This window comes from Aliirhizobium smilacinae, from assembly GCF_006335145.1.
Taxonomy (GTDB): Bacteria; Pseudomonadota; Alphaproteobacteria; order Rhizobiales; family Rhizobiaceae; genus Neorhizobium; species Neorhizobium smilacinae.
Map to the genome: position 1 here is coordinate 788,425 of NZ_VDMN01000001.1, position 18,588 is coordinate 807,012.

Annotated in this window: 18 protein-coding genes; 13 read left to right on the forward strand and 5 right to left on the reverse strand. The window is 59.2% G+C overall.

Annotated elements, in window-relative coordinates; translation table 11 throughout:
• Positions 1-62: 62 nt before the first annotated feature.
• On the reverse strand, positions 63-1,349 hold the full coding sequence (locus FHP24_RS03790) for an O-acetylhomoserine aminocarboxypropyltransferase (RefSeq protein ID WP_139673064.1): 1,287 nt from the start codon (positions 1,347-1,349) through the stop codon (positions 63-65).
• Positions 1,350-1,568: 219 nt separating this feature from the next.
• On the opposite strand from FHP24_RS03790, the gene FHP24_RS03795 reads away from it, so the two are divergent.
• Positions 1,569-1,895, forward strand: coding sequence for a DUF6455 family protein (locus tag FHP24_RS03795; protein ID WP_246091591.1), 327 nt, complete (start codon positions 1,569-1,571; stop codon positions 1,893-1,895).
• A 5-nt stretch (positions 1,896-1,900) separates the two neighbouring features.
• Here FHP24_RS03795 and FHP24_RS03800 read toward each other — a convergent pair whose 3' ends face one another.
• Entirely contained in the window at positions 1,901-2,329 is a 429-nt protein-coding gene (locus FHP24_RS03800; RefSeq protein WP_139673069.1) for a CoA-binding protein, read from the reverse strand.
• 523 nt (positions 2,330-2,852) lie between these two features.
• Between FHP24_RS03800 and rplM the strand changes: the two genes are divergently transcribed.
• Both rplM and rpsI read left to right on the forward strand, forming a co-directional pair.
• Entirely contained in the window at positions 2,853-3,317 is a 465-nt protein-coding gene (gene rplM / locus FHP24_RS03805) for a 50S ribosomal protein L13 (protein WP_112457226.1), read from the forward strand.
• 2 nt (positions 3,318-3,319) lie between these two features.
• Complete coding sequence (gene rpsI / locus FHP24_RS03810) at positions 3,320-3,787, forward strand: 30S ribosomal protein S9 (protein WP_139673072.1); 468 nt, start codon at positions 3,320-3,322, stop codon at positions 3,785-3,787.
• Positions 3,788-3,939: 152 nt separating this feature from the next.
• Here the strand turns inward: rpsI and FHP24_RS03815 are convergent, their stop codons facing one another.
• On the reverse strand, positions 3,940-5,199 hold the full coding sequence (locus tag FHP24_RS03815; RefSeq protein WP_139673075.1) for a TadE/TadG family type IV pilus assembly protein: 1,260 nt from the start codon (positions 5,197-5,199) through the stop codon (positions 3,940-3,942).
• Positions 5,200-5,461: 262 nt separating this feature from the next.
• On the opposite strand from FHP24_RS03815, the gene FHP24_RS03820 reads away from it, so the two are divergent.
• The 4 genes from FHP24_RS03820 (at position 5,462) to FHP24_RS03835 (ending at position 8,649) form a co-directional block, all read left to right on the forward strand.
• Entirely contained in the window at positions 5,462-5,806 is a 345-nt protein-coding gene (locus FHP24_RS03820; RefSeq protein WP_139673077.1) for an antibiotic biosynthesis monooxygenase family protein, read from the forward strand.
• 8 nt (positions 5,807-5,814) lie between these two features.
• Positions 5,815-6,765 (forward strand): agmatinase, encoded by a 951-nt coding sequence (gene speB / locus FHP24_RS03825; RefSeq protein ID WP_139673080.1) that lies wholly within the window; start codon positions 5,815-5,817, stop codon positions 6,763-6,765.
• 73 nt (positions 6,766-6,838) lie between these two features.
• The gene (gene argC, locus FHP24_RS03830; protein ID WP_139673083.1) at positions 6,839-7,771 is read left to right on the forward strand and encodes an N-acetyl-gamma-glutamyl-phosphate reductase; all 933 of its coding nucleotides are present in this window, start codon (positions 6,839-6,841) and stop codon (positions 7,769-7,771) included.
• Positions 7,771-8,649 (forward strand): aminoglycoside phosphotransferase family protein, encoded by an 879-nt coding sequence (locus tag FHP24_RS03835; protein WP_139673086.1) that lies wholly within the window; start codon positions 7,771-7,773, stop codon positions 8,647-8,649. Before argC ends, FHP24_RS03835 begins: the two co-directional genes overlap by 1 nt.
• Here FHP24_RS03835 and FHP24_RS03840 read toward each other — a convergent pair.
• Positions 8,639-9,739 (reverse strand): COX15/CtaA family protein, encoded by a 1,101-nt coding sequence (locus tag FHP24_RS03840; protein ID WP_139673089.1) that lies wholly within the window; start codon positions 9,737-9,739, stop codon positions 8,639-8,641. The two genes, FHP24_RS03835 and FHP24_RS03840, sit on opposite strands and share 11 nt — an antisense overlap.
• Positions 9,740-9,935: 196 nt before the next feature.
• Here FHP24_RS03840 and FHP24_RS03845 point away from each other — a divergent pair, with 196 nt between their 5' ends.
• Both FHP24_RS03845 and FHP24_RS03850 read left to right on the forward strand, forming a co-directional pair.
• A complete protein-coding gene (locus FHP24_RS03845; protein WP_139673092.1) occupies positions 9,936-10,148 on the forward strand; it encodes a DUF2842 domain-containing protein in 213 nt (70 codons plus the stop codon).
• Positions 10,149-10,327: 179 nt separating this feature from the next.
• The gene (locus FHP24_RS03850; protein WP_246091593.1) at positions 10,328-11,479 is read left to right on the forward strand and encodes a GNAT family N-acetyltransferase; all 1,152 of its coding nucleotides are present in this window, start codon (positions 10,328-10,330) and stop codon (positions 11,477-11,479) included.
• A gap of 7 nt (positions 11,480-11,486) precedes the next feature.
• On the opposite strand, the gene FHP24_RS03855 is transcribed toward FHP24_RS03850, so the two are convergent.
• A complete protein-coding gene (locus tag FHP24_RS03855; RefSeq protein WP_139673098.1) occupies positions 11,487-13,766 on the reverse strand; it encodes an exopolysaccharide transport family protein in 2,280 nt (759 codons plus the stop codon).
• Positions 13,767-13,937: 171 nt separating this feature from the next.
• Here FHP24_RS03855 and FHP24_RS03860 point away from each other — a divergent pair, with 171 nt between their 5' ends.
• From FHP24_RS03860 to FHP24_RS03875, 4 genes are all read left to right on the forward strand, one after another.
• Positions 13,938-14,528 (forward strand): polysaccharide biosynthesis/export family protein, encoded by a 591-nt coding sequence (locus FHP24_RS03860; RefSeq protein ID WP_180355881.1) that lies wholly within the window; start codon positions 13,938-13,940, stop codon positions 14,526-14,528.
• A gap of 6 nt (positions 14,529-14,534) precedes the next feature.
• Positions 14,535-15,692, forward strand: a complete 1,158-nt coding sequence (locus FHP24_RS03865) for a glycosyltransferase family 4 protein (RefSeq protein ID WP_139673101.1) — start codon at positions 14,535-14,537, stop codon at positions 15,690-15,692.
• 77 nt (positions 15,693-15,769) lie between these two features.
• A complete protein-coding gene (locus tag FHP24_RS03870; RefSeq protein ID WP_139673104.1) occupies positions 15,770-17,317 on the forward strand; it encodes an undecaprenyl-phosphate glucose phosphotransferase in 1,548 nt (515 codons plus the stop codon).
• A complete protein-coding gene (locus FHP24_RS03875; RefSeq protein ID WP_139673107.1) occupies positions 17,314-18,576 on the forward strand; it encodes an O-antigen ligase family protein in 1,263 nt (420 codons plus the stop codon). Before FHP24_RS03870 ends, FHP24_RS03875 begins: the two co-directional genes overlap by 4 nt.
• The last annotated feature ends 12 nt before the right edge of the window (positions 18,577-18,588 follow it).

The following is an 18,588-nucleotide window of genomic DNA, read 5'->3' on the forward strand; positions in this document are numbered from 1 at the left end:
GCAGCAAGCCGATACCGGTTCACTGTGTAGGGATGATTACATGAGCGGCCTCTATAGAAGCGTCAGGTGACTTTCGCCAGTGCCTGATCGAGATCCGCGATAATGTCGGCGGCGTCCTCGATACCGATCGACAGGCGCACAACATCGGGACCGGCACCCGCTGCGATCTGCTGCTCTTCGGTCAGCTGGCGGTGGGTGGTCGATGCCGGATGGATGACAAGCGAGCGGGTATCGCCGATATTGGCGAGATGCGAAAAGAGCTGCAGCCCTTCGACAAAATTTTTGCCCGCCTCGTATCCGCCCCGGATGCCGAAGGTGAAGACAGATCCCGCCCCCTTCGGTGAATAATGCTGCTGCAGCAAATGATTGGGATCATCCTCCAGCCCGGCATAATTGACCCAGGCGATTTTTGGATGCTGCTTCAGCCATCTGGCGACTTCCAGCGCATTGTCGCAGTGTTTCTGCATCCGGAGCGGCAGGGTCTCGATACCGGTCTGAATCATGAAGGCGTTGAAGGGGGAAATCGCCGGCCCGAGATCGCGCAGGCCAAGTACACGGGCGGCGATCGCAAAAGCGATATTGCCGAAAGTCTCGTGCAATACGATGCCGCCGTATTCCGGCCTAGGCTCTGACACCATCGGATATTTGCCGGATTTCGACCAGTCGAATGTGCCGCCATCGACGAGAATACCACCCATCGAATTTCCATGGCCGCCGAGAAATTTCGTCAGCGAATGAACGATGATGTCGGCGCCATGCTCAAGGGGGCGCAAGAGGTAGGGGCTAGCCATAGTGTTGTCGACGATTAAAGGCAGGCCGCGGCGGTGGGCAATATCGGCGATCGCGGAAATATCGACAAAAGTGCCGCCCGGATTGGCAAGGCTTTCGATGAAGATCGCGCGCGTCTCATCGTCGATCGCAGCTTCGAAGCTTGCCGGGTCATCGGTATCGGCCCAACGCACATGCCAGTCGAAATTCTTGAATGCGTGGCCGAACTGATTGATCGAGCCACCATAGAGCCGTCTCGCCGCGACGAAATTTGCGCCGGGCTGCATGATCGTGTGGAAAATCAGCATCTGGGCCGCGTGGCCGGAGGCGACGGCAAGCGCCGCCGTACCGCCTTCGAGTGCTGCCACCCGCTCCTCGAGCACGGCCTGGGTCGGGTTCATGATCCGCGTATAGATATTGCCGAACTGCTGAAGGCCGAAGAGTGCTGCCGCATGGTCGGCATCGTTGAAAACGAAGGACGTCGTCTGGTAGATCGGCGTCGCCCTCGCCCCGGTCGTTGGGTCCGGTGCGGCTCCGGCATGGACTGCAAGCGTAGAAAATCCCGGATTTAACGGCGACATCGCACCCTCCCTAAAATGTGAGCTTTTTTATCTTGTTGCAGCAAAGCGCGGACGTTGACGGGGATCAAGGAATATAATTCTGCCCGGCGCATCTTTCTGGAAACAAAGGAGGACGTCATGGGAAGGATGGCATTCGAGGAACATACAAGCATCTCGCGGCGGTTCTTGAGCTGGTGCGCAGAGGCTTGGTCAGCATCGGCGGAATCGGAGGAAATCGCCATGCTGGACGAAGCAACGATACGGCAGATTTCCAAGGACTGCGCGATTGCACCGGATGACCTGCTGCAGCTGGTCAAGGCAGGGCCACACGCCGCCGATGAAATGATCGAGATGATGGGGGCACTCAACATCGACCAAAGCGACGTGGCCCTGCTGCATCCCGCTCTATACCGGGAAATGCAGCTCACTTGCAGCAAATGCAGGTCCAAGACCCGCTGTCGCCGCGACCTTGAAGCCGAGGTCGCAGGCCAGGAGTTTGTTGGCTATTGCGGTAACGCAGCAAGTCTCAACACGATGCGTGCGGATCCGGAACTGCTGCACGGCTGACGCCGTCAGCCGACGAGCCTCGGATACTCTATAGCTGGGCAGCGGTTCATCACGACCTTGATACCCGCTGCCTCGGCCTTGGCGGCGGCGGCGTCGTCGCGTACCCCAAGCTGTGCCCAGATCGCGGCAGGCTGGGTTTTTAGTGCCAGCGCCTCGTCGACGACTCCGTCCAGATATTCCGGTGCGCGAAAGACGTCTATCAGGTCGATCGGTTCGGGAATGTCGGCAAGTGTGGCGTAGGTTTTGCGCCCGAGGATTTCCTTGCCCGCCTGCCCCGGATTGACGGGATGGACCGTATAACCGCGCGCGATAAGGAAACGCATGACGCCATAGCTCGGCCGATCCGGCTTAGGCGACGCTCCCAGAAGAGCGATCGTGCGGGTCTCCTTCAGGATCCCGGCGATATAGTCGTCTTCATAAAGATCATGGTTCATATGCGGCACTCCCAAACGTTGCCTTGGCCTGTTCGGCTGTCTGTCCGCTTATGTAGTCTTTCGGGGCGGCCCTCGCCAATATCCATGTGATAGAGACAGCGCTTCACATAGTCGCTGATGCCGACCTCAGGATCTTAGCAGGGATCAGCATTATTTGTTTCCGGAACATTCCAGTTTTGTTCCTGCCATATTAGACACACCTTATATCTTAATGAAAATTTACTAATATTAACTTGCGGCATCCCATCCGTGTCTCGGCCGGACAAGAGGAAACAAGCCGGGCGATGGATTTTTTGTGGTATCGATATACCCCACAAACAAGCCATTGTTTTTGTTATGTTTATTTTTCAAATCCATTAGCAGACAAAGTTGACCGTTTTTCCTCATCACGCTATAAGCGCGCCAGATTGCGGACCTTAACGGGCCCGCTTTCTTTTTGGCGTCGTCAAGACAGTCAATTCAAGCAACAAGAAACGCCTTGGTGACCGGTTTCGGTCCTGAGGACCAAACGAAAGAGAAAACCATGTCTACCTTCGTTCAGAAGCCTGCAGAGGTGGAGAAGAAGTGGGTGATCATCGACGCCGAAGGGCTCGTTGTCGGCCGCCTCGCCACCCTCGTTGCCAACCGTCTGCGCGGCAAGCACAAGGCTACCTACACCCCGCACGTTGACGACGGCGACAACGTCATCATCATCAACGCTGAAAAGTGCGTCCTCACCGGCAAGAAGTACACCGACAAGAAGTACTACTGGCACACCGGTTACCCGGGCGGCATCAAGGAGCGTACTGCACGCGCCATCATCGAAGGCCGCTTCCCGGAGCGCGTTATCGAGAAGGCCATCGAGCGCATGGTCCCGCGCGGCCCGCTCGGACGTCGCCAGATGAAGAACCTGCGCGTTTACGCCGGCTCGAACCATCCTCATGAAGCACAGCAGCCGGTCGCTCTCGACGTGGCTTCGCTGAACAGCAAGAACACAAGGAGCGCCTGATAATGGCCGATCTTTCCTCTTTGAAGGACCTCGCTCCGGCTGAAGGCCAGGCAGCACCGGTTCACGTCCGTAAGGTCGATGCGCAGGGTCGCTCCTACGCAACCGGCAAGCGCAAGAACGCCATTGCCCGCGTCTGGGTCAAGGCCGGCTCCGGCAAGATCGTTGTCAACGGCAAGGACTTTACCGCGTATTTCGCACGCCCGGTCCTTCAGATGATCCTGCAGCAGCCGCTGGTTTCGGCTGCCCGCACCGGTCAGTTCGACATCATCGCAACCGTCACTGGCGGTGGTCTTTCCGGTCAGGCCGGCGCTGTTCGTCACGGCGTCTCCAAGGCTCTCACCTACTTCGAGCCTGGCCTGCGTCCGGTCCTGAAGAAGGGTGGCTTCCTGACCCGCGACAGCCGCGTCGTCGAACGTAAGAAGTACGGTAAGGCCAAGGCTCGCCGGTCCTTCCAGTTCTCCAAGCGTTAATCGCTTTCGGATTTATGCTTTTCGAAAGGCGGGGCTTCGGCTCCGCCTTTTTCGTTTTGCATCCGGCGAAAAACTCGCAGCGTGTGGACAAAAAATGCCGCCCCCATTTTCGGGAGGGCGGCGGCCAGAAGCGACGAGGCAGGAGCTTTCCGTCAGTTTATCAGCCTCACGGAACCTGGACCGGAGCCGGAACCAGACTGGCCGCTCGAAGACCCTCCTTCGTAAGGCTCGATGTCCCAGTTGGAAGAGTTCATGATCATCGTGTTGACGACCATGTTGATGCGGCTCGTCTGGTTCGTCTTCGAATTATAGGTAACGTCGCGGTTCGGCAGGTAGATGATGCCGCTTAGCGTCTCACTCACCGATCCGTTGAATATATACTGCTGTTTGTTCGAATTGTTCGATGCGCTGGCGGTTGCCTCGAACATCAAGATTCCACCGTATACGCCCGTGGTGGGGGCCGACGCATTGAAGGTCAGGCCACCATTGGCGCGGATCTCGCTATAGACGTCCGGGAAAAAGAAGGTGACGCCCTCGGCGGAAACAGTCGCACCGGAATTGATGATCATACGCCCCTTGATGATGTGGAGGCCGGGCGCGAAGGTTACCTTCGGGCTTCCGTTAAACGTCACGTCACAATGCATGCCGGGCTTCAATGTAAAACTCGTGCCCGAAGGCACGCCTGATGTCTCGCATTTCGAAGGGAGCGTCGGCTCCGGCATCGCGCCTGCATAAGGGTCACCGGAAGCAGCACAGCCGGTCAGCAGGTTCGTGAGAGTGCCACCATTCTTGATATAGTTCGTGCCCTTGACGCAGAAGCGCGGTGTTTCGATCTTCGCACCGGCGTTCATAATGAATGCCGGGGCCGACGTGGAAAGAACGTCGATGCCGCATTTTTCGGATTTCACGTTTGCGCCGGAATTGATCAGCACGGCTTGCGAGGCATTGCCAAGCACATGGATGCAGGCTTCGGCCGCGCTGTTGGTCTCTCCTGCGGACTTGGTTTTTGCCATCGCCGTCGCGGTGACCACCAGCTTGAAGCTGTCGATACCGACAATGCCAAGAAAAGAGTTCGGCGCCATGTAGGTGTAGGTGCCAGACACGCTGCCATCGCTGTTGTTGGTCACCACGAGAGGGTTTTCACCCGCGCCATTAGATATGGCAGGCAAGAACCCCGCAGCGGTGGCAAACCGCTTGGTGGTGTCGCTCTGGCCAGCTGCCGCGAGTATCCCGGCATCGAGCTGCCCCTGGATCCTGCTCCGCTCAAAATAGGCAGAAGACGCATCGACGGCACCGCCGCCTGCCACGATCAGGACCGGCAGCATGACTGCCGTGGCTATGGCAAAATTCCCACCCCGATCCGCGCCTAATCTGCGCCCGTTAGCCAAGAAAACATTAAAAAATGCTAACATTATCAACAATCACCCCGAAATCATGACAGAGTGTCCGAATAGCGCGAGAGCCTTTAAATGTGCCTGAATGAAATATCTAGGATTGTCTCGTTCATCACCTGTTAGCCATGCCAGGCTCCCGCAGCGCTTAAATCGCGCCTCCTTTACCCGCATGAGATCGGGTTCCGGCACTCTCTGGGCAATCGATCAACAATTGAGATTTGCCTATTACGCCGACGTGGCCAACATGCGGGAATCGATCAAAACCGAGAGACGATCTGCCATGTCGAGCACGCCCACTTCCCCTTACGCCCGCTTGCCGGAACCGCCCTATTACGTCGTCGCCTTTTCCTCCAGTCGTACCGAGGGTGATCGTGGCTACGACACTATGGCCGATGCGATGGTGGAGCTTGCCAGCCAGCAGCCGGGATTTCTCGGCGTCGAAAGTGCGCGCGGCATTGACGGGTTCGGAATTACCAATTCCTATTGGAAGGACGAAGACAGCATCAGGGCATGGAAGACCGTCGTCTCTCATGCAGCAGCTCAGAAACTGGGCCGAGAGCGCTGGTACGAGGACTATCAAGTGCGGATCGCGCGGGTGGAGCGGGCCTACGGGTTCGAAAGATAGGATAGAGAATGGCGAGCAAATCGATCGATAACGCCTTTAATGCCAAATCCCTGCGGGGTGCAGCGACCGATCCGACCTATGCGGGCGCCCTCTCCTTCATGCGGCGGCGCTATTCCAAGGAGATCGATGGCGCCGATGTGGTGGTGCTCGGTATCCCCTTCGATGCAGCTGTCTCCAACCGACCCGGCGCCCGATTCGGGCCGCAGGCGATCCGCCGTGCTTCGGCAATCTTCGATAACGACCCGCAATATCCGTTTTCACGCGACCTGTTCGAGGCGATGACTGTGGTCGATTATGGCGACGTGCTACTCGACTACGGCAATCATCAGAGGACACCCGAACTGATCGAGGAGACGGCGGCGAAGATCATCGCATCGGTGACTTTCCTGCTGTCGCTCGGCGGCGACCATTTCATCACCTGGCCGCTGCTCAAGGCCCATGCCGAAAAACATGGGCCCCTCGCCCTTGTGCATTTCGACGCCCATCAAGATACCTGGGACGACGACGGCGAACGGATCGACCATGGCTCGTTTGTCGCCCGTGCGGTGCGCGAAGGCGTCATCGACGCGGCACATTCGATCCAGATCGGCATCCGCACCCATGCACCCGAGGATTTCGGCATAAAAATCCTGCACGGCTACGATGTCGAGGATATGGGCGCGCAGCAGATCGCCGATGCGATCCTCGCGCATGTCGGCGACCGGCCGGTCTATCTCACCTTCGATATCGATTGCCTCGACCCGGCGTTTGCACCCGGCACCGGCACCCCTGTTGCCGGCGGGCCATCGAGCGCAAGGATCCTCTCCGTGCTGCGCAAGCTTGGAGGACTGGATATCCGCGGTGCCGACGTGGTGGAGGTGGCGCCGGCCTATGATCATGCGGATATCACCGCCATTGCCGGGGCAAGTGTTGCAATGTATATGCTCGGGCTCAGAGCCGAGCGTCTGGCCCGGCTTTAACAAACTGATTCAAAAGGCTGGTAAAGTGATTCCAGCTTCCTATCCAAGGCACTGATTTAACAGGACAAAGGCAATGACAGCAAAGATCTTCATCGATGGCGAACACGGTACTACGGGATTGCAGATCCGCACCCGCATGGCCGGCCGCCGCGACGTCGAGCTTCTGTCGATCCCGGAAGCCGAGCGGCGCAACGCCGCCATGCGCGAAGACCTGCTCAACAGCGCCGATATTGCCATCCTTTGCCTGCCGGACGACGCTTCCAAGGAAGCCGTCTCGATGCTGTCCGGCAACAACAGCGTACGGATCATCGACACATCGACCGCCTACCGGATCGCGCCCGACTGGGCCTATGGTTTTGCCGAGATGGACAAGGCGCAGGCCGACAAGATCAAGGCTGCCCGCCATGTGGCCAATCCGGGCTGCTACCCGACCGGTGCGATCGGCGTCATCCGGCCGCTCAGGGCCGCCGGCATCCTACCCGACGGATATCCGGTCTCGGTCAATGCGGTCTCCGGTTATACCGGCGGCGGCAAGCAGATGATCGGCCAAATGGAAGACCAGTCCCGCGAAGACGCGATCCCCGCCAATAATTTCCTCTATGGCCTGACGCTCAAGCACAAGCATGTGCCAGAGATGAAGACGCATGGCCTGCTTGACCGCGCTCCCATCTTTTCGCCGTCGGTCGGCCGCTTCGCTCAGGGCATGATCGTGCAGGTGCCGCTGTTCCTCGACGACCTCAAGGACGGCGCGACGATCGAGGGCATTCATTCCGCACTCGTTGCGCATTATGCCGGCCAGGATATCGTCACCGTCGTGCCGCTCGAAGAAAGTGCAAAGCTTGGGCGGGTCGATGCGGAAGAACTCGTCAATACCGATAGGATGAAGCTCTTCGTGTTCGGCACGCCGGGTGGTGCGCATGTCAATCTCGTGGCGCTGCTCGACAATCTCGGCAAGGGCGCTTCGGGCGCTGCCGTGCAGAACATGGACCTGATGCTGTCTGCCTGATGACAGGTTCGGCCCCATCCCTTCCCACAGAACTTGTGGAACGATGGGACATCCAGTCCGCCGAACTGATCGCGGATACCCGCACCAGCTACGTCCATCGCGTCCGTCGCCGCGATGGCTCACAGGCGATCACCAAACAGTTGAAACCGGAGGGGCTGCACGAACTTTCCGGCATCGACTTTCTCGATTGGCGAAAGGGTCACGGGAGTGTCCGGCTTCTGGACCGCCTGCGCACATGCTGTCTTCTTGAAGACGCAGGCACACTTATGCTGAAGGATTATCGTCTTGAGCATGGAGAGGACGCGGCCAACAGCATTATCCTGTCCGTTCTGAGTGAGATGCACTCGACCTCAGCGGACATTCCGCCGGATAGCCTAGTCCCGCTGAGGCGGCATTTCCAATCGTTATTCGAGCGGGCCTCAAAAGAAGACAATGCCGATCTCTCAGCCGCCCTTACCTACAGCGCATGCATCGCAGACGAATTGCTTTCATTCCAGACCGACATTCGTCCGCTCCATGGTGATCTGCATCATGAGAACATCGTCAGCGGCTCAGAGCGAGGATGGCTTGCCATCGATCCTCAAGGGCTTTTGGGTGATCCTGCCTATGATGTCGCCAATGTCTTCGGCAACCCGGATGGCGCGTTTGCCGAGATCATCGATCCCCGAAGGATCATCCGGCTTCTCGGACTGTTCGCACCGGCCATCGGCTGCGACCGGGAAAAAATCCTGCGCTACGCGATCGCGCATGCAGGGCTTTCGATCTGCTGGTCGCTGGAAGGCGGAGACAGGATTTCAGGAAAAGGCAACGCGATGGAGCGCTTTGCCTTCCTGAAGGTTGCGAAACGCCTGCTCGACGAGCGTGCTTTCAGCTCCTGACCTCGATTGCCGTTTCCCGCTTATATTCGCCGAAGAAGGCCCGGAAATGTGCAACGGCAAAACCGAGCACGATCAGCGCCATGCCCTGATGGGCGAGCGCCATATCGAGCGGCACCTGAAAGATGAGTGTCGAAATGCCGATTACCGCCTGAATGGACACGAGGATGAACAGCAGCACAGCACGGCGGGCATGGGTTGTCGCCGGCGCTTTCGACAGCGAGACGATCATGTGCAGGAAGACGACGACCAGGAGCACATAAGCGCCGCAGCGGTGCACGAACTGAACCGTCTTGGGGTTTTCGAAGAGATTGATCCACCAGGGGTTCTGGATGAACAGGTCACCGGGAATGAAGGCACCGTCCATCATCGGCCATGTATTGTAGCTCAAGCCCGCATCGAGACCGGCGACAAGCGCACCGAGATAGATCTGGAACAGCACGAGAAAGGCGATTCCGCCGGCCGCCCATTTCGACTTGTCCGTGGGTGCGCGGTCCTTCGTATGCGACGCCAGCCCGCGCATGATCCACACACAGGCGGAAAAGATCAGACAGGCGATGACGAGATGGGTGGCGAGGCGGTATTGCGAAACGCTCGTCAGCTTGGTGAGGCCGGACGAGACCATCCACCAGCCGATAAAACCCTGAAAACCACCGAGCGCCAATGTGCCGACCAAGGGCAAACGGACGCGCTTTTCGATACGGCCGGTCAGCCAGAAGAAGGCGAGCGGCAGCGCGAATATGATACCAATCGAACGGGCGAGAAACCGGTGCGCCCATTCCCACCAGAAGATCGACTTGAACTCCTCGACGGTCATATGGCTGTTGAGCAGCTGGTATTGCGGAATACGCTGGTATAGCTCGAATTCCTCCTGCCATTCCGCAGCATTGAGCGGCGGGATGACGCCGTGGATCGGCTTCCATTCGGTGATCGAAAGGCCGCTGTCAGTCAGCCGCGTGGCGCCACCGACAAGGACAAGACAGAAGAGCGTGAAGATGACGACGCCGAGCCAGATGCGGACCGCCTTGCGGTTACGGTCGAGCCGCCCGGTTTCGCGTGTCGCTTCGATGATGATTGTGTCGGTTGCCGACATGGTGACGACTCCTGCCATTGATGGCCTGGTTCGGGCCGCTCATGGGGTGCGCATCGGCCCGTCATTTATGAGACAACGCGCCGCTGTGGCACATCGTCTCCGGTTCCCACGTTGATTTGCCTCATGGACCGGTGCAAAACAAGCCCCAAGGCTTTGCGGCATCCGGTCGCGGCCACGAGGGGCATGGGGAGGACGTCTGGTGCCGCGTTGGAGAAGTTTTGTCGGTACCATTCTCATTATCGTGCTTGTGATCACCTATGCGCTTGCCGCAACGACGATTGCAACGCTGACGCTCGCCACCTCGCCTTGGTGGGTGCATTTCCTCTACTTCCTGCTATCCGGCCTGCTCTGGATCCTGCCGGCGATGCTGATCATCAAATGGATGGCCGGCCCGAGACCGAAGCGGTAGCCGTACACCGCGGGTTAACCAGACCCGGCGCTTCCGTGCCGTTCGTTGGCCTCATAAACGCATTCTTCGTGCTCACCGGCCAATATATCGATCGGCATATTGGGTGGTGAATGACTGCAAGGGCAAATCAGGACGAGGCAAATGACCCGTTGGTTCTCTCCAGGACGGATGAGAAGCCAATGCTGCCTTTTGGTGAACTCGAAATTGCCCTGGTGCGCGACGTTTCGCTGATCGAAGACGAATGGCGGCGTCTTGAGGGCCGAGAATGGAACTCCCTCAATCAGGGCCTCGACTGGTGCCGCGCCTGGACCGCGGCTCATCAGAGCGATCTGTTGGCTGTCACCGGCTCCATCGGCCCTCGCATCCAGTTTCTGCTGCCGCTGGAGATCATCAGAGGCCGGTTAGGCCGCATCGCCCGGCTGCCGGGCGGCCGTTTCAACAATATCAGTACCGGGCTTTTCGACGAGGCGCTCGCCGCGCCGAACGCGGATAAACTGCGGCAATTCAAGGCCGCGCTCGCGCGATCCCTTCGAAACGCTGCCGACCTGGTTGTGATCGACGAGGTTCCGCTCGCGTGGAAGGGCATCACGCATCCGCTGAGCGGCCTCGCTTCCATCGAGAACCAGAACCACTCGTTTCAGCTACCGCTGTTCGCCACGATGGAGGCGACGCTTTCGCAGGTAAACGCCAAGGCGCGGCGCAAGAAGTACCGTGTCCAGGTCCGCCGGCTGGAGGCGATCGGCGGTTTCGACTATGTCGTGGCACATGCTGCGGAAGAACAACATGCGCTTCTCGACCGGTTCTTTGCGCAGAAGAGCGAGCGGCTGAAGGCATTCGGCCTGCCGGATGTGTTTGCAGCCGCGCAGACGCGTGATTTTCTGCACAGGCTGCTCGATGCGCCTCAACGTGGCCAGGACAAGCCGCTCTCGATGCATGCCATAAGGCTGAAAGGCGAACATGACGGCCATATCGCGGCGGTCACCGGCCTGTCACGCAAAGGCGGCCATGTGCTTTGCCAGTTCAGTTCCATCGACGATAGCGTTGGAGCCGATGCAAGCCCGGGAGAGCTTCTCTTCTGGCTGGCGATCGAGCGCAGCATCGAGGACGGGGCGACGCTTTTCGATTTCGGCATCGGCGACCAGCCTTACAAGCGCAGCTGGTGCAGCCAGGAGACCGTGCAGCACGACATGCTTCTGCCGATCAGCGCTAGGGGTTCTGCGCTGGCTTATCTGCATCTGGGCAAGACCGGTATCAAGACGGCGATCAAACGCAACCATCGGCTCTATGCAATGGCGCAGCGCTGGCGCTCCCGCCATGGCGGACAGGACTGACCGGATTTCAGGCGGCGCTGCGGCGCGATGATGGCGACTGCCGGTCGTCAGGCTGCGCCATAACCAGCAGGTTGCGGAACCCTGCGTCGGCATAGGTGATCACGAGTTCAGCGATCGCATCTTCGGTAAAGCCCGGAACGGAAAGAATGATCTCCGTTCCGTCTGCGCGCACCAGACGTTTCAGGCTGGTCGTATCCGCCGGGCCGCATTCGATCAGCACGAGGTCATAAGCATCGGCAAGCGCATCGATGATCATCGTCAGGCGATCGGCGCCGCGCATGGCACGGACCGGGTCGGACACGCCCTGCGGCACGATATGGGCTTCGGACAGACGGTCGGGATGAATGGCTTCGCCGAACGCGGTTTCTCCGCAAAGAAGATCGGTGATCCCCGGAAGACGGTCATGCTCTGCCATCAGGCGCGTCGGGCAGGCCGATCCAGTCAGATCGATGAGGATGACGGTGCGTCCGGATTCGGCCACGGCGCGCGCCAAGAGGACGGTCGCCGTAGACCCTTCATCACCGACCGGGGATACGGCAACAGCAACCGGCACCGCATGGCGCTGAAGATAATGAGCGACCGAGCCGATGGTGAAGCCTGTATCGATTACGGGCGCAACTTCCGTCTCATCTGATACGGCAGGCTCTGGAGACGCGACTTCAACGACCGCTGCTGGTGGACCAGCAACAGGCGCAGGTGACAGAACCGTGGTACGGACCTCTGATGTTCGCTCTATTGCTGCCTTCGGCTCGGGCAACGCTTTCGTTTCAACCTGCGTTTCAGTCAGGACGGCAGTAACGGCAGCAGCTGGCGCGGCGACAGGCACCGGTGCCTCTGCCGTCTTTTCACGGTCCCGTACAGGCGCGGTTTCAGGCAAAACCTCGCGATTGATCGGCCTCAGAGCCCGGCCACTGAACAACTCCGAAATCATCACGATCAGGCAACTGACGATCAATGTGGCAAGCGTCACGACGATGACGATGGGGATGACTTTGGGGAAATAGGGCTCGGACGGTTCCACTGCCTTGGAAACGACGCGGGCATCGGCCGGCGTGGCATTTCCATCAAGCCTCGAAGTCGCCTCGCGATAGCGGGCAAGATAAGTCTCCAGCAACTGACGCTGTGCAGTGGCCTCACGCTCCAGCGCACGAAGTCCAACTTCCTCTTCCCCGGCGCGGGCGGAGTCGGCCTTCAGCGTATTAAGCTGGGTCATGAGCTGCTGCTCGCGCAGACGCGAAACCTCTGCCTCACTCTCAAGGCTTGCCAGAACTTTCCGGGTCTCGCTGGCGATCTGCTGGCGGATCTGCGCAAGCTGCGCGCGCAGACCCTTGATCCGGGGATGACCGTCGAGAAGCGATGTCGCCTGATCGGAAATCTGCGCCTGAAGATTGGTTTCGGCTTCCTTCAGCCGCTGGATGACCGGCGAGCTGACGACATCGGCGATCGTATCGGAATCCCGCCCTGCGCTCAGCGCGACACGGACATTTTCCACTTTCGCCTCGGCATTGGCGCGTTCGCCACGCACCCGCGTCAATTCGGTGGAGATGTCGTTCAACTGCTGGCTTGAAAAACTGTTGGTCTCGTTCGTCCGGAACAGGCCGTTGCTGGACCGATATTCGGCAACCTTGCTCTCGGCCTCCCTCACCCTCCGGGTCAGATTTGCGATCTCCGGTTCCAGCCATTTGGCCGTTTCCGAATGGGTATCGAGCTTGGCGCCGCTTTGTAACTGAAGATAGACCTCGGCCATCTTGTTGGGGATGGCGGAGGCAAGGATCGGATCGTGCGAGGAGAACTCGACGCCGATCACGCGGGAGTTTTCGACCGCGTAGACTTCCAGCCTCTCGCGGAATTTCTCCACGACGCGGTCTTCGGGATCAAGCGCCATCGGGTCTGGCTTCAGGCCGGCCATGACGAGAAGATCGGGCAGCAGCGACCGGGCGGCCGGATCGAACTCCTTATATTGCGCGAGGTTCAGTTCGCGGGCGACACGACGGATGAGATCCGTCGATTGCAGGAGCTGCGCCTGGCTGGTGATGTTGAGACTGTCCAGCACCGGATCGTTACCCGCGGCAGCACCCTCCCCGCCGCTCAGGTTCGGCGAACGGGATTCGATCAGTAGCCTCGTCTCGGCCTTATAGCTTGGCGTCATCATGCTGGTGATGACAAGCGAGGCCACGGCGGCGAAGGCGGTGACGGCAAGGATCCGGCCCTTGCGCGCCCATACGGCGGCAATCACGCGGCCCAGATCGATATCCACGTCCTGGTAATTGCCGTTGGTACCCGACATCACACACTCCACCGTCTCAATTCAGCGAATGGTAAAGGACCGTAGTAACCCTGTGGTTAATGACCTTATATTTTCGAAGTCGCTGATTTTCGGTCCGGCTTTTACCGGCCATTAACCCTAACAGATCCATAACGGATGAAATGGTATGAACAGCCGGAGCCTGAGTGGGACATGGTCCTTGCCCGACGCAGACAAGTGCAGACCCATAAGGTGCTGGCAGCCGCCATGGTCGCCGCTGCCGCGCTGTTGAGCGGCTGCGCATCCAGCCCGCCGCCATCGAAGGGATTCGAGACGGCCGCGCTGCAGCCCTATCGGCTGGATAGCGGCGACCGCCTGCGCGTCACCGTCTTCGAACAGACTGGACTGACCAATACCTATACGGTCGATCAGGCTGGTTATATCGCCTTCCCGCTGGTCGGACAGGTTGCCGCCCGCGGCCAGACCCTGCCGGCACTCGAAGGCGCGATCGCAACCCGCTTGAAAAAGGGTTACCTGCGCGATCCGGACGTCAGCATCGAAATCGATCGATACCGCCCCGTCTTCGTTATGGGCGAAGTCGGACGGCCCGGCCAGTATTCGTATGTACCAGGCATGACGGCCCAGAATGCGATCGCAATTGCCGGCGGCTTTACCTCGCGCGGCAACGAACGGGATGTGGACGTGACCCGCAAGATCAACGGACAGGTGGCAACCGGACGGACGACCGTCACTGCCCCCATCCTTGCCGGCGACACGATCTATGTCCGCGAGCGTCTGTTCTGACCCAAGATGCCGCCCTCACCCCCCTTGCGCATTCTGCATTGCTTCCGCAACCCCATAGGCGGGATCTTCCGGCATGTGCGCGACCTGGTGGAAGAACACAGTGCGGCGGGCCATCAGGTCGGCATCCTGTGCGACAGTTCCACGGGCGGCGCCTACGAGGACGCGCTTTTCGAAACGATCAGGCCGCGGCTTGCATTGGGACTGACGCGCCTGCCGATGCGACGGGCCATATCGCCCTCGGACATGATCGCTCTCGCCAAGAGCTATCAACATATAAAAAGTTTGCAGCCGGACATTCTGCACGGACATGGCGCCAAGGGTGGCGCAGTGGCCCGGATGATCGGCTCAGTGTTGCGGGTAAACAAGTATCGCGTAGCCCGCGTCTATTCTCCGCATGGCGGCAGCCTGCATTTTGCCTCGTCATCCGCGACCGGGCAGATCGTACTCAGGCTTGAGCGCTTCCAGGAAAACTTCTGCGATGCCATCGCCTTCGTCTGCGACTACGAGAGGCGAACCTACGAGGCCAAGGTCGGCAGGCCGAGGCCGCATTCACAGGTCATCTATAACGGCATAAACGAAGCGGAATTTGCACCCGTTACGATGGAGCCGGATGCCGCGGATTTTCTGTTTATCGGTATGATGCGGGACATGAAGGGCCCGGACGTCTTCATCGATGCCTTTCTGCGCACCGAACGACGTGTCGGCCGGCCGTTGACGGCAATGTTGATCGGCGATGGCCCCGACGAGGATAAATACAGGGCGATGATTTCGGAACTCGGGCTAGATCGGCGCATGCAGATGCTGCCTGCAATGCCGGCCCGCAAGGCATTTGCGCTGGCCAAGACCATCGTTGTCCCGTCCCGTGCCGAGGCGATGCCCTATATCGTGCTTGAGGCACTCGCAGCCGGCAAGCCCGTTATCGCATCGAGAGTGGGTGGAATACCGGAAGTGTTGGGCGAAAACAGCGAAGCTCTTGCTATTCCGGGCGACGCGCAGGATCTTTCCCGCATCATGACCGCGGCAGCAACCCAGCCGGATTGGCGCGCCCGCACCATGCCGAAACCATCCGCTTTCAAGGCCGTATTTTCCGCGCCGGTGATGGCGCGCGACATGCTTGGGCTTTATCGGGAGGCACTTCCCGCCGGCATCCGGAAGCCAGCCTAAAGGCTTCCTTAGCATCTTCCTGATAAGCGATTTCCCATGATCTCTCCGATAATAACCGGGAGACAAGGGACCGTTTCATGAGCGACTTGGGCAATCGGCCGGACCTGGACCTCGACGCATTGCGCCGCAGCGTCGCCGACGGCGGATCACATGGTGATGGGCCGGCTACGCCCGTCGAGCTTAATCCATTTGCCAAGCAGATCGCCGACCAGTTTCGCGACAACAATTATTCGCCGACCATGCTGATCGGACAGTTCCGCCTGTTCGAACTCGTATCCCTTCTCGCGATAGGCCTGCTTGCCTGCTACATGGAACCCGTCCCTGCAGACAGCCATTTCCTGACGCGTTTCGTCGTCACTGCAGTCGGCGCAACGTTGACGGTGTTAATCCTGCAGCTCGCCGATACCTATCTCATTCCCTCGATCCGCGCCGCGCGGCGCAATGCCAAACGAGTGCTTGCATCGTGGGCCATCGGCTTCGTTCTGACCTATCTCGGCGTGTCGATCGCGGAGGGAGTGCTTTATCCCGTCGAAGCAGCCACGATCTGGTTCCTGTGCGGCGGCACCTTTCTGCTCTGTGAACGTCTTCTGACGGCTTATGCGATCCGTAACTGGGCACGCAATGGCGTGATGGAACGCCGCGCTGTCATCGTCGGCGGCGGTGAGCCTGCAAAACAGTTCATCCGCGCACTGGAACAGCAGCCGGACAATGACATCCGCATCTGCGGCATTTTTGATGACCGCGGCAGCGACCGTTCTCCAAGTGTTGTTGCAGGTTATCCTAAGCTCGGCACGTTTGCCGAGCTGATCGAATTCGCCCGGCTTGCCCGTATCGACATGCTGATCATCGCGCTGCCGGCGAGTGCCGAGGCGCGCATTCTCCAGCTCCTGCGCAAGCTTTGGATCCTTCCCGTCGACATCCGGCTCGCAGCGCATGCCAACCGCCTGCGTTTCCGGCCCCGATCCTACTCGCATGTGGGTACGGTGCCGATGTTCGACATTTTCGACAAGCCGATCCGCGACTGGGACTCTGTCGCCAAACGGGCCTTCGACATCGTTTTCACCGTGATCGCAATCACGCTTCTCTGGCCGATCATGCTGGGTGCCGCGATCGCCGTGAAAACCACGTCGCAGGGACCGATCCTGTTTCGACAGAACCGGCACGGTTTCAACAACGAGATCATCAAGGTCCTGAAATTCCGCTCTATGTACACGAACATGAGCGACCAGACGGCGGTCAAAGCCGTCACCAAGGGTGATCCGCGCGTCACGCCGGTCGGTCGTTTCCTGCGCAAATCCTCGATCGACGAGTTGCCGCAGTTGTTCAATGTCTTGAAGGGCGAGCTTTCGCTGGTCGGACCGCGGCCGCACGCGGTTCATGCCCAGACGGGCGAGCGCAAATATGTCGATGTCATCGAAAGCTATTTCGCCCGTCACCGGGTGAAACCCGGCGTTACCGGCTGGGCGCAGATCAAGGGGCTTCGCGGCGAGCTCGATTCGGACGAAAAGATCCGCGCCCGGACCCAACATGATCTGGACTATATCGAAAACTGGTCGCTGCTCTTCGACCTGAAGATCCTGTTCATGACCCCGATCAGCTTGCTCAACACGGACAACGCGTATTGACCACGGCGGATTTCGAAACTCAGGCCCAGCGCCTTTCGACAGTACAGATCGCCCGACTTCTCGGGTCTGGCCTTCTGGCGTTCGGGGTCTTTCTTTCGGGTTTCGTCATCTCCGAGCCTGCGCCATACGAACTCATCATGGTCGTGCAGATCGCCATCTGGTTCCTGCTCGGCCTGCGTCTTTCGCGCACCGTCTGTCTTCTTCTGGCTCTGCTGCTCGTCTTCAATATCGGCGGGTTGTTCTCGATCACCGTGATGAAGGACATGAGCGGTGCCCCGATGTATTTCGCGGTGTCGATTTTCCTGGCGCTGAGTTCGGTGTTTTATGCCGCGATCATCGAAGACGATCCTGCCCGGTTCGAACTGATCTTCCGCGTCTGGGTGGTTGCGGCAATTATCACCGCGATTCTGGGCATTCTAGGCTATTTCAACGCCTTTCCGGGCTCGCATGTCTTTACCCGGTATGACCGGGCCATGGGCGCGTTTCAGGACCCGAACGTATTCGGCCCCTTTCTTGTGGCCCCGATCCTTTACATGCTCTACCGGCTGCTGACGGGCCGTATCCTGATGGCGCCGTTGCTGATCGCCGGTATCCTCGTGCTGGTTCTGGGCGTATTCCTCTCCTTTTCGCGCGCAGCATGGGGCCTGCTGTTCTTCAGCGGCATTGCCCTCGTCATCGTCATGCTGCTGAAAGAACGAACGACCACCTTTCGGCTGAAGATCCTGACGATCTCGGCCATCGCAGCACTGGCGCTCATTCTCGCCTTGGTGATCGCGCTTCAGATCCCACAGATCTCCGACCTCTTCACCAACCGCGCCCGGCTTGTGCAGGAATATGACGGCGCCAGGCTGGGCCGTTTCGAACGGCACAAGATCGGCTTCCTGATGGCGATGGAGCGGCCGCTTGGCTTAGGTCCCATGGCGTTCGGCAAGATTTATGGAGAGGACGAGCATAATATCTGGCTGAAGTCGCTGACGACCTATGGGTGGCTAGGCGCTGTGACCTATCAGATCATGATCTGGTCGACGATCTGGATGGGTTTTCGCTATTTGTTGCGGGAAAGACCATGGCAGCCTTATCTGATGATTGCCTGGGTGATGATCCTCGGACATGCACTTATCGGCAACGTGATCGACACCGATCACTGGCGGCATTTCTACCTGCTTCTCGGGCTGCTGTGGGGCTGCTACGCGCTCGAGCATCGTTATATGCGCAGGCAACGCGCCGAAGCGGCAATGGTCACCTCCGGAGCCGCTTGACTTCGGCCGGAA